Origin of the sequence: Shewanella decolorationis S12, assembly GCF_000485795.1 — a bacterium.
Classification (GTDB): Bacteria; Pseudomonadota; Gammaproteobacteria; order Enterobacterales; family Shewanellaceae; genus Shewanella; species Shewanella decolorationis.
In genome coordinates this window covers 146697-162363 of record NZ_AXZL01000073.1, presented here as the reverse complement: position 1 = coordinate 162363, position 15667 = coordinate 146697, and the positions used below count along the sequence as shown (strand labels likewise).

13 protein-coding genes are annotated in these 15667 nt (G+C 46.9%); 4 read left to right on the top strand and 9 right to left on the bottom strand.

The genetic code is table 11. The features are described 5' to 3' along the window. The first annotated feature begins 79 nt into the window (after positions 1-79). Entirely contained in the window at positions 80-2686 is a 2607-nt protein-coding gene (locus SHD_RS16525) for a glycosyl hydrolase family 18 protein (protein ID WP_023268178.1), read from the top strand. A gap of 66 nt (positions 2687-2752) precedes the next feature. On the opposite strand, the gene SHD_RS16520 is transcribed toward SHD_RS16525, so the two are convergent. Beyond that, complete coding sequence (locus SHD_RS16520) at positions 2753-3223, bottom strand: FKBP-type peptidyl-prolyl cis-trans isomerase (protein ID WP_039978609.1); 471 nt, start codon at positions 3221-3223, stop codon at positions 2753-2755. A 221-nt stretch (positions 3224-3444) separates the two neighbouring features. Between SHD_RS16520 and SHD_RS16515 the strand changes: the two genes are divergently transcribed. Beyond that, positions 3445-4773 (top strand): short-chain fatty acid transporter, encoded by a 1329-nt coding sequence (locus SHD_RS16515; RefSeq protein ID WP_023268176.1) that lies wholly within the window; start codon positions 3445-3447, stop codon positions 4771-4773. Between the two features lie 434 nt (positions 4774-5207). On the opposite strand, the gene SHD_RS16510 is transcribed toward SHD_RS16515, so the two are convergent. The 4 genes from SHD_RS16510 to SHD_RS16495 form a co-directional block, all read right to left on the bottom strand. Next, a complete protein-coding gene (locus SHD_RS16510) occupies positions 5208-5726 on the bottom strand; it encodes a DUF1294 domain-containing protein (protein ID WP_200862650.1) in 519 nt (172 codons plus the stop codon). Beyond that, the gene (locus SHD_RS16505; protein ID WP_023268174.1) at positions 5704-6948 is read right to left on the bottom strand and encodes a DUF418 domain-containing protein; all 1245 of its coding nucleotides are present in this window, start codon (positions 6946-6948) and stop codon (positions 5704-5706) included. Before SHD_RS16505 ends, SHD_RS16510 begins: the two co-directional genes overlap by 23 nt. A 144-nt stretch (positions 6949-7092) precedes the next feature. Next, complete coding sequence (locus tag SHD_RS16500; protein ID WP_023268173.1) at positions 7093-7530, bottom strand: nucleoside deaminase; 438 nt, start codon at positions 7528-7530, stop codon at positions 7093-7095. Positions 7531-7724: 194 nt separating this feature from the next. After that, positions 7725-8219 carry a hotdog fold domain-containing protein gene (locus SHD_RS16495; protein ID WP_023268172.1) on the bottom strand — a complete coding sequence of 165 codons (495 nt, stop codon included), beginning with the start codon at positions 8217-8219 and terminating at the stop codon, positions 7725-7727. A gap of 237 nt (positions 8220-8456) precedes the next feature. Here SHD_RS16495 and SHD_RS16490 point away from each other — a divergent pair, with 237 nt between their 5' ends. Continuing rightward, on the top strand, positions 8457-9371 hold the full coding sequence (locus SHD_RS16490) for a polyprenyl-phosphate transporter (protein ID WP_023268171.1): 915 nt from the start codon (positions 8457-8459) through the stop codon (positions 9369-9371). A 204-nt stretch (positions 9372-9575) separates the two neighbouring features. Continuing rightward, the gene (locus tag SHD_RS16485) at positions 9576-11171 is read left to right on the top strand and encodes an RCC1 domain-containing protein (protein ID WP_039978570.1); all 1596 of its coding nucleotides are present in this window, start codon (positions 9576-9578) and stop codon (positions 11169-11171) included. 76 nt (positions 11172-11247) lie between these two features. Here SHD_RS16485 and SHD_RS16480 read toward each other — a convergent pair whose 3' ends face one another. From SHD_RS16480 to SHD_RS16465, 4 genes are all read right to left on the bottom strand, one after another. Then, positions 11248-11928 (bottom strand): helix-turn-helix transcriptional regulator, encoded by a 681-nt coding sequence (locus SHD_RS16480; protein ID WP_039978569.1) that lies wholly within the window; start codon positions 11926-11928, stop codon positions 11248-11250. Between the two features lie 41 nt (positions 11929-11969). Continuing rightward, positions 11970-13244 carry an L-cysteine desulfidase family protein gene (locus SHD_RS16475; protein ID WP_023268168.1) on the bottom strand — a complete coding sequence of 425 codons (1275 nt, stop codon included), beginning with the start codon at positions 13242-13244 and terminating at the stop codon, positions 11970-11972. A 20-nt stretch (positions 13245-13264) separates the two neighbouring features. Further along, positions 13265-13648, bottom strand: coding sequence for a RidA family protein (locus tag SHD_RS16470; RefSeq protein WP_039978608.1), 384 nt, complete (start codon positions 13646-13648; stop codon positions 13265-13267). Positions 13649-14036: 388 nt separating this feature from the next. Continuing rightward, positions 14037-15656 (bottom strand): methyl-accepting chemotaxis protein, encoded by a 1620-nt coding sequence (locus SHD_RS16465; protein ID WP_023268166.1) that lies wholly within the window; start codon positions 15654-15656, stop codon positions 14037-14039. Positions 15657-15667: the final 11 nt, after the last annotated feature.

Here is a 15667-nt window from a genome sequence, read left to right as displayed (position 1 = left end):
ACATGGTTTTAAGAGTGTTGTTTCCTGTCTACGCTTTGTTTGCCTTATTGATGCATAACTTACTCAATAGGGAAATCTCATGTTTAAGACTCAAATCTCCACCTCGGCGATGCTGGTGGCCTCGGTGCTGGCCTCTGCTGCCAGTTTTCAAGCCTTTGCTGCGCTCCCCGGTAAACCGACCTTAGGTTGGGGGGAAACCAAGTTTGCCATTATCGAGGTGAATCAAGCCGCCTCAGCCTATAACCAATTAGTGACGGTTAAAGATGCCGCCGATGTGTCGGTAAGTTGGAATCTGTGGAATGGCAATGTAGGTGATAAAGCTCAGGTTTTACTCAATGGCAGCCCTGTGTGGGAAGGGCCATCAGGCGCTTCTGGAACCGCAAATTTTAAGGTGAGTAAAGGTGGTCGTTATCAGATGCAAGTGCAACTGTGTAACAGCGATGGTTGTACAAAAAGCGATGCTAAAGAAATCCTCGTTGCTGATACTGATGGCAGCCATCTAGTCCCACTGAATGCGCCTTTAAAGGAAAACAATCGTCCCTACGCGAATAAATCGGGCAAAGTGGTCGGGGGGTATTTCGTAGAGTGGGGCGTTTATGGACGTAAATTCCCTGTCGATAAGATCCCCGCGCAAAACTTAACCCATATTTTATATGGCTTTACCCCGATTTGTGGTGGCAATGGCATCAACGACAGCTTAAAGGAAATCGAAGGCAGCTTTGAGGCATTGCAGCGCGCCTGTGCTGGCCGTGCCGATTTTAAAGTGGCGATTCACGACCCTTGGGCGGCGGTGCAAATGCCGCAGGCGGGGGTGAGTGATTACTCCGATCCCTACAAAGGCAACTTCGGCCAATTGATGGCATTAAAGCAAGCCTATCCCGATTTGAAGATCCTCCCGTCCGTTGGCGGCTGGACGCTCTCCGATCCCTTCTACTTTTTAGGGGATAAAACCAAGCGCGACACCTTTGTCGCCTCAGTGAAGGAGTTTTTACAAACCTGGAAGTTCTTCGATGGTGTCGATATTGATTGGGAGTATCCAGGTGGTGGCGGGGCAAACCTCAATTTGGGTAATGCGAATGACGGAGAAACCTATGTGCTTCTGATGCGTGAGTTACGTGCCATGCTGGATGAGCTAAGTGCTGAGACTGGCCGTACCTATGAGTTAACGTCTGCAATTGGTATTGATGACAAAAAAATGCAAAAGGTTGATTATCAGGCTGCTCAGCAATACATGGATTACATCTTCCTGATGAGCTACGACTTTAGCGGAGCGTTTACTTACACAGGTCTTGCCAATCAAACGAATCTTTACCCTTCTAGTTGGGACCCTAATACACGTTTCAGTGTCGATAAAGGGATCAAAACCCTTTTAGGTCAGGGCGTTACTCCAGGGAAAATTGTAGTTGGTGCAGCCATGTATGGCCGCGGCTGGACAGGTGTTAATGGCTATACAGATGGAAATCCATTTACAGGAACGGCTACAGGGCCTGTTAAAGGGACTTGGGAAAATGGTGTAGTCGATTACCGTCAGATAGTAAACGAATATATGGGGAATGCTTGGACCTATCTATACGATGACGTTGCCGAAGCGCCTGCTGTTTTTAACGCTGCAACAGGTGACTTAATTACCTTCGACGATGCTCGTTCTGTTAAAGCCAAGGGCCAATACGTGTTGGCCAATCAGCTCGGTGGTCTGTTCGCGTGGGAACTGGATGCCGATAATGGCGACATACTCAATGCCATGCACGAAGGTCTAGGCCATGGTGAGGGCTCGACGCCACCAGCAAATAAAGCGCCGATTGCCAATGCGGGAGCGGATATCACGGTAACGGGTGCTGCGGATGTGACGCTCAACGGCAGCGAGTCGCGGGATCCTGAAAACGGTACCTTGAGCTATCAATGGAGCCAAGTCTCGGGCCCAACTTTGAGTATCAGTAATGCGGATATGGCCAATGCGCTGGTGCAGCTGAGCGAGGCAGCATCGGATGTGGTGTATGTGTTTAGCCTGCGAGTCACAGATCCTGAAGGATTATCGTCAACCGATACAGTGACTCTCACCCATAAGGCCGAGACAGCAAACCAAGCGCCTGTGGTGACTGTGCCAGCGAGTGTGACGGTTGAAGCGGGGCAATCGGTGAGCATCAATGCGACGGCGACCGACGCCGATGGCGACAGCCTCACCTACGCATGGACAGTGCCCAGCGGCGTGACGGCGAGTGGACAAAACAGTGCCGCATTGGTGGTGACGGCGCCGACGGTTACCCAATCGACCCAATACAGTTTGAGTGTATTGGTCTCCGATGGCGCCTTAGATGCCAGTGCAGCCTTGACCTTAACCGTGACGCCTAAGGCGTCGGGCGGTCAATGTGACGCAACTGACCCTAATGCGGCCAACTATCCCGCCTGGAATGCGACAAGCATTTACAACACGGGTGATACCGTGAGTTATAACCAACTGGTTTGGAAGGCGAAATACTGGACTCAAGGTAATACACCTTCAAGAACCGCCGACCAATGGCAATTGTTAAGTCAGGTCGAGTTGGGCTGGGATGCGGGTGTTGCCTACAACGGCGGCGCAACCACTAGCTATAAAGGTCGCAAGTGGCAGGCCAAATGGTGGACAAAGGGAGATGTCCCCGGTGTCGCGTCCGTTTGGACAGATATTGGTGCTGCAACATGCCCGTAAGGGATAGCTAGAGCGCCTAAATGGAACAAAGCCATGCAGTGCATGGCTTTGTTTTTAAAATCGAAATTAATTTATCTTTAGCAGTTCAACATCAAAAATCAGTACCGAACCACCGCCAATTTTGCCAGTGCTGCGATTGCCATAGGCCAGTTCGCTTGGGATAAAGAAGCGGTACTTATCGCCTTCGACCATCAATTGCACGCCTTCGGTCCAACCTGGAATGACACGATTGAGTGGGAAAGCAATGGGTTCACCGCGCTCGACCGAGCTATCAAACACAGTGCCATCAATTAAAGTGCCGTGGTAATGCACAGTCACTGTATCACTCGCCTTAGGATGAACCGTGCCAGTGCCTTGCTGTAACACTTGATACTGCAAACCAGAGGCGGTGGTTTTCACCCCTTCTTGGTTTTTGTTTTGCGCTAAAAACTCATTACCTAAACGGATATTTTCTTGGGCCGCTTTTTGGTTATTCATCGAGGTAAAGAAGTAAAAAATCACCCCAGCAATCACAACAACGGCAAGTAACATTTTCATTTTAAGGAGCACCTCAGTCAATTTTGGCCATGTTATCAGTTTTTTAGCCGAAGTGGCTAGCGCCTCGGTTTGGCGCGGTGCTGGATGATCCGCGTTACATTTTCTCACTGTTTTAAAATGGCTAAAGGCTTTATCCCGTTTTAGAGATCGCTTAACCTGTGACATTAGACTCCACAAAAACTCAATAAAAACAGATAAGAAGAATAAACAAGGACAGTCTTATGTTAACCAAAGCGGCAAAACCTCTGGTCAAACTCGTCGACCGTTATTTACCCGACCCTTATATCTTTGTCTTGCTCTTAACCTTAGTGGTGTTGATTTCGGCCGTGGTGGCCGAGCAGAAAACCCCACTCGAAGTCATCAATTACTGGGGCGATGGCTTTTGGGCACTGCTGAGTTTTTCGATGCAGATGCTATTAGTACTGGTGGCAGGATTTATGCTCGCCAGCTCGCCACCGATTAAGAAATTACTCGATGGCATCGCAGGATTTGCCAAGTCGGCGCCTCAGGCGATTATCTTAGTGACCTTGGTTTCCCTCGCCGCCAGTTGGATTAACTGGGGATTTGGCTTAGTGGTCGGCGCCTTATTCGCTAAGGCCTTAGCGCGTAAAGTGCGTGTAGATTACCGTTTATTGGTTGCCAGTGCTTACTCGGGATTTGTGGTTTGGCATGGCGGCTTAGCGGGCTCGATTCCGCTAACCATTGCCACGGCGGGGCATTTCTCTGAATCACAAATCGGTATTATCCCCACCAACGAGACCATATTCGCTAGCTTTAACCTGTTGTTAGTGCTGATTTTGTTTGTGGTGATGCCGCTGGTAAACCGCTTTATGTTGCCCGAAGAGAAAGACAGTATCTATGTCGACCCTAAGGCGCTTGAGGATGGGGGCGCAGACGATAACGCGGCGCAGTTAACGGCCAATTCGACTCGTCCTGCCGATAAATTAGAAAACAGTCGCTTGCTCGGTTGGAGCGTCGGCGGCGCGGGACTCGTTTACTTAGGTTATTATTTTACGGTGCAGGGCGGCAGCTTAAACCTTAACCTAGTCAACTTCTTATTTTTATTCCTCGCCATCGTGCTGCATCAAACGCCACGCAGTTTGTTGCTGAGTCTCAACGAAGCCATCAAAGGCGGCGCGGGTATCGTTATCCAGTTTCCTTTTTACGCTGGCATTATGGCGGTGATGGTGCAATCGGGGTTAGCCCAGAGTATTTCTGAAGGTTTTGTGGCCATCGCCAGCACCGAAAGCCTGCCATTTTGGAGCTTTATCAGTGCCGGGATTGTGAATATTTTCGTGCCTTCGGGGGGCGGACAATGGGCGGTGCAGGCGCCGATTATGTTGCCCGCTGCCGAAGCCTTGGGCGCCGATGTGGCTCGTGTTGCTATGGCCGTGGCTTGGGGAGATGCGTGGACCAATCTTATCCAGCCTTTCTGGGCGCTGCCTGTGCTAGCGATCGCCGGGTTAAAAGCTAGGGATATCATGGGATTCTGTTTAATACAGTTGCTGATCACCGGGGTGATTATCAGTATCGCCCTAAGCTGGTTTTAATTAGGGCGGATTGACATTTCCTAGGCTATTTGGGGTGTCTTTTGACTGATGTTTCTGTAAGGCAATGGCCGGATGATATCGTTATTCTACATTCTTATGTTTGTCCCAGGATAAGCTGCAAGTTATCCTGGGTCTTAAATTTGTATTTAGATAGCTAAGGCGTATTGACGTTTCAGGGGTATTTTTGCAGCCAAATGCTGCCCGAAGGGTTCGTCTGGCAAGCCCTTGCTCTTACTTTCTGTTATAAGTGCCGCTTGTCATTTGAGTAGAATAACGACACATCATTCCTTGTTTCGCGAGCACATGCACGCCAGAACGAACAAAATTTAATCTCGAAACGTCAACATGCCATAATCATCCTGTTTTTCATTTTTTAAAATTGCAGATGTTAGGAGAGTTGTTGCCTTTGATAGTGCTGATTCAAGGCATGAACTTTAGATAAATTTCTCCATAAGGCCTGTGTGGATCCCATAACCTAGCAGGGCTAAGTTGGTCACGACCGTGAGCCAAAACAATTGACGAAAGGCGGCTTTGACCGATTTATGCCGTAGTAAATGCTGGGCAAACAGTGCGCCGGGCCAACCACCGAGGAGAGACATTAGATGCAGGGTGCTTTCCTTGGTGCGCCAGCGACCTTTTCGCGCCGCCGATTTGTCGAAGGCGTAGGCGGTAAAGGTACATAAACTCAGCAGCAGGTATAAACCCACAATCGCGATGGGCAGCATATGCCAGCAAGCGGCGCCGATTAACATCGCCAGAAAAACCAGTGCTAATAATAAAGGCATCGAACTCTGACGCGAGCGCACAGCTCTTGGTTTTGCCACTTTTGATTTCGCGACTCTTGGTTCCGTGGTTCTAGATTTAGTCGCTTTTCGCTGATTTACTCTTTGTTGAGTCGCTCTTCGTTCATGTACTGGAGCGGATGGCGTTTTACTGACTCTTATGTTGTTCATTGTTCGAGTTCAAATGGCTACTAGCGTTGATGGACTTAAAGGCGAGCTGGCGCCAGAGTTTTTCGAGTGGCCCTTGGTGAAAGTAGCGTAAATACAAGCTTGCGAGTAGCAATTGCAGCAGCGAGTAACCCAGCGCTATTGCTATATAACCGCCCCTATCGAGGGTTAATAGTAACTCGGGGGCGAAGTGGCGAAAGATAAACACACCGACAATGGATTGCAATATATACAGACTAAAGGCGAGTTTGCCGACATTTTGCAAAGGTCTTAGCACTGTCGTGCGATTTTGGCAGATTTTAACCAATATATGGATGTAAATCAGTGCGGTAGGGATAGCACTTAGCATGACTATGATGTCCGAAAACATCACCAGTATCGGGTTTTGAGTTAAGCTCAGCAGAGTATCTAGGGCTGAGAGCGCTAAGCTGGCTAAAACCAGCTTGATTAAGGTGTTACGCTCAAACCCCTGCTCGAAGCTACCTTGGCGATAGAGCGCCATACCGAGCAGCATCAGGCCACCCGTGAACCACATTAGTGTAAAGGGAATAACCAGCGCCATGTAACCGACCTGCATGACATGCAGGAACAGTTGATTGCTATAACTCGATGTCCAAGCGCTGTATTGCTCGGCGAATAAGGGCGATTCGCGGGTAAAGAGTTCGTCACTGCCCATGATGCTGATTAAGCAGATAACCACTAACGAGCTGAAAATAAAAATATTGGCCTTACGTTTTAACTCGGCGATGCTGGCATCTCGGTAGCAGAGTGCTAAAAAGCCGCTGACCCCATAGGTCAGTAAAATATCACCTGGCCAGATAATGATGCCGTGGATCAGGCCAAAGACAATCAACCATTTCAAGCGTGAACGTAGCAGCGAATAGGCCGCTAAGCCTTTATCGCTAAATCTTTGATATTGAATATAAAGCCCGACACCAAATAAGATGGAAAACAGGCTGATAAAACGCCCTTCAATAAAGAAATTGCTAAAGGCTTCGAGCACTTGGTCTGAGAGCAATGGGATTTGATGGGGCGCATAGCCATAAAAGCTGATCCCCATAAAATAGATATTCATAAAAAATATCCCCAATACCGCTAACCCACGTATGGCATCGAGGTTGGCATTACGTCCAATTGGGATAGGCTGATGGGGCGTGTGAGTCGCATCTACGGGATTTCCCCAAGGATCCTTGGCAGCTTGAGTGATAGGTTTGATAGCAGTCATCCTTTTGCTATTGGGGAAAGTTAGCCGAGTCAGCTCGGCGAGATTGAGTTGATAATACAAGGCGTTAGCTTAATAGGCTCTCAAACCAATGAACACTCAACTAATTAAAACGTTAGGCGCGAGGATCGCTTTGAAAGATATTGGCTATTCACCAATATCTTCGTTCCATAGCTGTGGCTTGGCGGCGATAAAATCGCGCATTAACTGTTTGCACTCTTGATTGTCTACCACTGTCACCTCTACTCCGCGCGACTGTACATAGGCCTCCGGTCCTTGAAAGGTGACATTTTCACCGACCACTACCTTAGGTATACCGTAGAGTAAAATCGCGCCACTACACATATCGCAGGGGGAGAGGGTCGAATAGAGCGTGGCCTTTTGATAATCGGCGGCGGTCAATCTGCCCGCATTTTCAAGGCAATCCATCTCGGCATGCAGCACCGCGCTGCCTTGTTGCACGCGTTTGTTATGGCCGCGGGCGACAATTTTCCCGTCGATAACTAATACTGAGCCAATGGGGATCCCGCCTTCGGCTAGTCCTTGTTTGGCCTCATCAATCGCGGCCTGTAAAAATTCATCCATTTAGATCCCCTATCTTAGGTTGTTTGGCTTAGCATAGCAGCCCGCAAGCATTGAGCAAGACAACCTAAGTGATGATTTCGGTTTACGATTCTTGGCTAACAGATTCAGACTTAGGGACTTTTGTTTTCGAGCTTTTGTTTCCGAGCTTTTGTTTCCGAGCTTTTGTTTCCGAGCTTTGGCTTCTGAACTTTGGCTTATTTCTGCGGCTTTTCTGAAATCCATAACTTGATATGTCCTTTTACGACCACCACGCCTTGGGTATCGTAGGCGGTAACCGGCACCAGCATATCGCCGGGCGTCCACTGCTCTGGGGTGACTTCGGCAACACATAAAATATCACTACCCGCCTTGGCGGTGTAATCTAGGCTCATGCCCTTGGGGATCCAACGTAGGTGCGCTGGAATCGATGCTTCGGCCATCACGCCCATCGCCATTTCTAAGCCGTTACAGATGGCAATAACATGCACGGTTTTTATATGGTTATGAACGGCATGACGTTTATTAATCAGGCAAGCACAGCGGTTAAGGCGCAATTCAGTGATTAAGGGTTTAATGGTGGCAAAATAAGGTGCCATGCGTGACACCATGATAGAGAAGATTTTTTGGCCAAAGGGTAAACCTTGGGTCTTATGGTAAAGCGCTAGAACCTTATTGGGCTTAGCGTTTGGATTTTGTGCGTTAGGGCTCATGGTTATCCTTCATCGGAGTGCAAACTTTAATTGTTAGTCTTTGGCCGTTGATATTTTTAGCGCTTGGCGGCGTGCCTTTTTCTTTCTGGTCGGATGAGTGTAACATTGGGGTAACATTAAATGCCAGTCGGGTAAGTTAAGTAAACTTCATTTCGCGGTTTTTACACCTACACCGTATAATCTCGACAAATTTGTCATCAATGACACCTCATATTGATTTAACTACAAGGACTTACATTGAAATATTTGCTGACCTATTTTAAGGGGATGGCCATGGGGGCCGCCGATGTGGTGCCAGGGGTTTCGGGCGGCACTATTGCTTTTATCACTGGGATTCTTGATACCTTGCTCGAAAGCGTTAAACGTATCAATCCTTCACTGTGGGGGGTAATTAAATCGCAGGGGATTAAAGGCGCCTTTGAACATATCAATGGCGGATTTTTACTGAGCCTATTAGCGGGGATCCTAACTAGTATTTTTACCTTCGCTAAACTGATTTCTTGGTTGCTGGTGGCACATCCGATTCCGATTTGGTCATTCTTCTTTGGTCTGATCATCATCTCTGTGGTGCATATGCTTAAACAGGTAAGTGGTTTTACGCTGGCACGTTTGGGGTTATTCGCGTTAGGGGTTTTGGCTGCTTGGGTGATCACTGTACTGAACCCTGTGTCGGTCGAGGCTAGCTATTTAAATATTTTCTTCGGCGGTGCAATTGCCATTTGTGCCATGGTATTACCGGGGATTTCAGGCAGTTTTATCTTATTATTGCTTGGCTTATATCCAGTGGTACTCGCGGCGGCAAAAAATATCCAAATCGATATTTTGGCCTGTTTTGCCTTAGGCGCTTTGTTGGGAATTTTATGCTTTAGCCATTTACTCTCAGCCTTGCTGCGTAAATACCATGATGCGACCGTAGTATTTCTCACGGGCTTGATGCTCGGCACCTTAGGTAAAATTTGGCCTTGGAAACAAACCTTAACCTGGCGTACCAACTCCCACGGTGAACAAGTGCCGTTATTGGAGCAAAATATTTCGCCGCTGAATTTTGAACAAGTGACGGGCCAACCTTCACAGCTGATGTTAGCTGTGGTGTGTATGTTGGCGGCCATCGCCTTAGTTTGGGGTTTAGAGAAGGTCGGCAAACGGGATTAAGTCAATACTGTGGATGATATGAATAAAAGCAGCGATATTCGCTGCTTTTATGTTTTAGGGCTAATGGAAATTGCTCGACTTAAGGTCAATGTCATTTTGGTTCTGCTTTGTTTACAATCAGCGTTTAGATTTTGCGTACATCTGTCGATGTTGTACATCCGTTTAAACTCAGTGAGAGTTTGCCGTTACGATAAGGATATAATTGTGGAAAAAAATCAGGTCTCTTGGGTTGGTGCGGCGCTAGCCATTTTTGCCTTAGGTCATGTGGTTAACCTACTCATAGATAAACAAGATTCTGAAATATCTCCCGAGTTAAAGCAGCAAATTTCAGACACGATACAGGCTCACAGAACGCCCGCTTCAGCGAATAATGTCTTAATCCATGAGCCAAACAACCGTGAGATTGTCGAGACTTCGACCAAAATCCCTATGCCTGCAGAATTAGCCGATGTGAGTCAAATCTACAGTAATCTCAGTGCTTTTGCCGCACTCAAACGAGACGGAACTGTGGTCACATGGGGCGATGGCGAGTGTGGTGGTGATAGCACTAACACCGCCGAGCCTCTACTTAATGTAAAACAGCTGTATGCGGCTGAGGATTCCTGCGGCTTTGCTGCATTAACCCATGATAACAAACTGATCCCTTGGGGAATGGGCTATGAATTTATGCCTTGGACTCAAGGGATGAGACCTGTACTGTATGATGTGCGCGACTTTGTTGTGACTCATGGTTTTTATGCGGCTATAAAACAAGATGGAAGTGTCGTCAGTTGGTCTAGTGACGATGCATCAACTGCTGAACTAAGCTCTGGTAAATACGCCGCGCCTGCGATGACCAATGTCGTGTCTGTGTCTGTTAACCATGGTGCTTTTGTCGCCTTAAAACGGGATGGGACAGTCGTGACATGGGGGCAGGCTGAGTATGGCGGCGATAGTCGCGAAGTCGCCTCAGAGCTTAACAATGTGAAACTCCTCTATGCTAACGATAATGCTTTTACCGCCATGACCGCGACGGGGAGATTGGTGTCGTGGGGTGGGGTAAGAGCGGATCAAAAAGGTCGTGAGCAAGTGGCAAAACTTAACCAGCTTGCGCCTGCCGTGAAAGTTGTTTCTTCCGAAAATGGCTTTGCAGCGCTGCTGGCTGACGGTAGTGTTTATGCGTGGGGGGAGGGGGAGTTAGCTGAGGATTATGTGCCATTCCCTGCTCGTTTATCTCGCCCAAATCGCGCCAATAAAGTGATTGATATTTTTGCCAATAATGGCGCGTTCGCCGCCTTAACTATCAGCCGTCAACTTATCGTATGGGGCAGTAAATACCATGGTGCCGATACGACAATCCTTAAGGATAAGTTACAAAGCGTGCATAAGGTTTATCCCTTTGATGAAGGATTTGTCGCGCTACGTAGGGATAATACGGCTATCGCTTGGGAAGGATGGGAATTGGCAGAAAACCAGCCGCGTTATCAAGAGGTCACTCAGGTGAGCAAAGTGGTGATCTATGAACGTGAGTTTGCCTTTTTAAAGCAGGATGGCACTGTGATTGATGGACACACAGGCCCTAAAACTGAAATCACTCAAGCCACGGATATTTTCCCCACGGGGCTAGGTTTTACGGTTAAACGCCAAGATGGTTCGATTGCAGTATGGATGGGTGAAGAGCCTGCCGTGATGTTAGATAAGCAAGCCGTTGATTTGAGTCAAATGCGGGATATTCGTAGTAATTTGCTGGATGTGATTGCGTTAATGGACGATGGCACGGTTAAGGCGTGGAATATGATGGGCAATTTGAGCAATCTTTAAGCTAATGGTTAATAAAAACTGATTAAATTTAGATAATAAAAACAAAGGGCTAAGATAAATATCTTAGCCCTTTGTTTTAGGCTGAGGCTTTGTCATTTTCAGCTTGATTGGCTTTGATTTCACGCAAATAGCGGTAAATAGAATGCACTGAAATCCCCAATCGAGTGGCGGCTACTTGGGCGCTGTCTTTGAGTTCAAAAATCCCTAATTCATAGAGTTGATTGACGATTTCACGACTTTTTTGCGAAGGTGAAATCGCCGCGTTAGCACGAACTTCATGATTCACACTGTCAATCGCACTATGTAGCGCCTCATCAATATTGCGTGCGAATACTTCGGGTGAATGGGTCTGCTCACTGCTAAACAGTTGCTCTGGCATCATAGTGCGCAGGACTGATTGCAATGGGGCATCCATATCCGTGTTGATACAGAGCAATCCAATCGGTTGATCTTTGCTATTGCGGATAATGGTGGTGGTTGATCTGAGTGTTTTGCCGTTGGCACATTTTGTCAGGTAAGCGTTAGAAATATCTTGTCCCGATTTTAGTTTTTGTATCGCAAGATTGGTAATCGGCGCGCCAACTTCTCGCCCGGTTATATGTCCATTGGCAATTTTGATCACCGAGGGGTGCTTAGCGTCTAAGCTGTGCAGCACCACCTCTGTGTGTTGACCATACATGGCGGCTATCCCATCGACGATATTTTCGATGGACTTGAGTATATCCAGATCGCTTTGGGTTAAGTCATGTAATTTCATCATGTTAGCCTTTATTCAGAAGCCTCTCAGGAATAACCGTCTTACTCTGACATGATGTTAATAATGGTGACATCCGTCGATGACATACCATTGAGTACCATCTTGCCAATGTTTTTGATGGTCTTCTCTACATCTTTGGCAATGATACCTTGCCCAGAAACGTTTTGGCTGTTGAGCGCCATTAAGAAGGATCGCACCGCCGCACTCGATGAGGTACTGACCTTCATAGCACAGGAGGCTTTAGCACCATCACAGACCATACCCGAGCTGTCACTGATGACGTTTTGAATCGCAAAGCAGGATTGCTCGAAACTGCCGCCCGCTAAATACACCATGGCCATAGAGGCGGCGGCGCTGGTGACCGTGTTGCCACAGAATGCTGACAATGGCGGATAGTGGGACTTGATATAAATCGCCCCTAGGTGGCTCATGATGAGTGCGCGAGCCAATTTCTCTTCGCTGACTTTATAACACTGGGCGGTGATCACCACAGGAATCGTCGCTGCAATTCCTTGGTTACCACTGCCTAAATTGCTCATGGCGGGCAGATTGGCACCGCCCATTCGCGCATCCGAAGCCGCCGCAGTGAGCATCACAATCTTATTGAGTAGGTCTTCGCCAATAATCCCTGCGGCAATGCCGTTTTTCATGGTGCGGCCGACTTCCAAGCCATAGGGTTTGGACATGCCTTCATCGGATAATTTACTGTTTAATTCCGAGGCTTTAAGAATAAATTGGATTTCTTCGAAGGGGACTTCTTGGGCGAAGCGGTAAATCGATTCAATATTGATATCGACGCCGTCGCAGATTGAGCCTGTAGCCTTGGCTTGGGCGTTATCAGCGGTAAATACTAACTCACCATTTAAGCGCTTCTCGGCAATTAAAGTATGGCCGCCGCAGATTTTCACCATGGCTTCCTGTTTGCCAGCGGTTAATGTCACACAACAATAGATAAATTCGTCGGTCTCGGTACGCTCAACCTTCACTTTACCGGCATCAATAAGGGTTTGCGCCTGTGCTACTTGCTCTGGTGTCACATTGGCTAGCACTTCTAATCCCGCATCGGCATTACCAGCAAGTGCGCCTGCGGCAGCGGCGATAGCGAGGCCGATTTTACCTGTGCCGGGGACATAAACGCCCATCGAGTTTTTATACAAGTTATCAGAAACTTGTACTGCAATTGACTCAGGGTCCACCGGTAATAAGGTACGGGCCACGGCCGCCGCATAGGCTGCGGCAATCGGCTCGGTACAGCCTAAAGCGGGTTTAACCACTTGGTTAATAATCTGAATATATTGCTGCCATAGAGGTTTCATCGGGCTACAACCTTACCAATTTATGCGTGAACGTGGGCGATGGCTTCGACTTCCACTTTGACACCCAGTGGAAGATCTTTTACCGCAAAGCAACTGCGGGCAGGGCAGTCAGTTTTAAAATAGGTTTTATAGACTTCATTAAAGGCGGCAAAGTCGCTGATATCACTTAAGTAGCAGGTGGTTTTAAGCACAGTCTCTAGGCTGCCACCGCCAGCTTCAATCACGTATTTCAGATTCTCAAGGCATTGCACAGATTGTTCGCTGATCCCGCCTTCGACAACCCCACCTTTCTCTTTACATACAGGTAGTTGTCCAGAGGTAAAAATCAGGTTGCCATAGCAAGTACCGTGGGAATAGGGGCCAATCGCCACAGGAGCGCGTTCTGCGTGGATAGTTGTTTTCATCATTGAGCCATCAAAGTTTAAATTTGCAACATTATTTGCATTTTTTCTCATTAGAGCAATTGCTATTACAAAAGATTTTTATAGGATGACGATGAAATTAAGATTATCTTAATATTATCAGTGTTTTGCGGTTATCCTGGTGAGTAAGCAGTCTTACGTTGGCTCAAATGAATTTGCATTAAAGATAAGTTAATCAAGAACCAAACTGTTAAATCTGTAGTGGACTATTCTTATCTTTACCAATTTGAAGAGGTTAATGGGGCGATATCAAACAATGACGCAGAACTAATCGGATGATTTCGTAATTAAAAATACATCAAACAACAGAAAACAAGCACCAATACAGCTCCAAAACTGCGTTCGAAGTTGTATTGGTCATTGGATACGGTTAGAGCTTGAATTGTGAGGTGGCGTTTTTCAGTTCATCAGCAAAATCGACTAATCCTTCCGATACATCCCGTACTTGCGACAAGATTTGTAAGGTTTCGTCAAAGGAAGCATTCATACTCACCACATTATTCACGACTAAAGAAGCAACGGAAGCTTGCTCTTCAGTGGCTGAGGCAATGTGGGTATTCATACCATTAATACTCACAATCTGTTCTTGGATCGATTTTAGCGCCAGCCCCGTATTTTGAGCATTGGTTTCGTTTTCAGACGACTTGGCTAGGGCAACATTCATGGTATTCACCGAAGAAACCGCGGCGGTTTTTAGGTTTTGTAATACCTGACGGATCTCCGTTGTTGCATCCGCTGTTTTAGAGGCTAGCGCTCTAACCTCGTCGGCAACAACGGCAAAACCACGCCCTTGCTCACCCGCCCGCGCGGCTTCAATTGCCGCATTTAACGCTAACAGATTGGTCTGCTCTGCAATTGATGTAATCACATTCAAAATTGAGGTGACATTTTCAGTATCCCTTGCGAGTTCATTAATTGAGCTGGATGCAACCTGTATGCCTTTATTGAGATCCTGTGAGATATCAATGGTTCTTTGTACAACGTTCATACCTTGCATGGCTTCTTTTTCGGCTACTTGAGCTGCGCTGGCCGCTTGGCGGGCATTTTGTGATATTTCTATGACCGAGTGACGCATATCTTCCATTGATACTTGCACTGTACTGGCATCTTGGCTTTGCTGTTGTGTTGCTTTGGTAGCATCTTCCATACGTTGTTTTAACGAACGAGAGCTATCCAAAAGTGGGTCGGTTACATTAACAACTTGAAGGATTGAATCGGCCAGTAACCGAAGGAAACGGTTGAAGTTACTGGAGACTTGTCCTAACTCATCTGTACCAGAAACCTTTAATTGATGATTTAAATCGCCTTTACCATCGGCAAGTTCTTCTAGTGAGCGGGCAACGCTGTGGGCGGATGAACTAATAGACCTTGCAATGGCGATAGTCACTATAAACATGACAATCAGCAACGCGATTCCAAAAGATACAGTAAGCCATAGGCTTTGCTCAGAGCGGTCAGCCGCTTCTTTAATGGCATCCTTAAATTCGATAATTTTATTTTGTTTATAGGTTTGAACCTCATTGAGTACAGCTTCAAAGGCTTGGGATTTTTCTTGACTGATTTGGCCAATATTCGCCATATCGATAGTACCAGCCAGCATGCCCTTAGCCAGTTTTAGCGTCATTTCATTATAGCGAGTGAGTTTGTTTGAGAGTTCGTTGAGTTGGTTTGCTTGGGTGGGATCGACAATATCGAGTTGTTTAAGGTTTTTGCGAACCGAGTCGTACATATTCCCAGCATTGGTGAGTAAATCTTCATCTGCAAATGAAACTGATTGCGTATAAAGTTCATCGAGTCGTTGAACAAAGAATACGTTTTGGTTTGCCAGTTCCACTCTTTGATAAACCTGTTGTTCCATGTAATTAAGTGTTGCGCGGTTTTTGTTAATTGAAATAACACTAATGCTTAAGTTCAAGGTGAAAATAATTACCGCTAAAATAAAAATTGCACCAACTTTTTTAAAAATTGAAACGTTATTAAATAAATTCATTATCAGCCCCC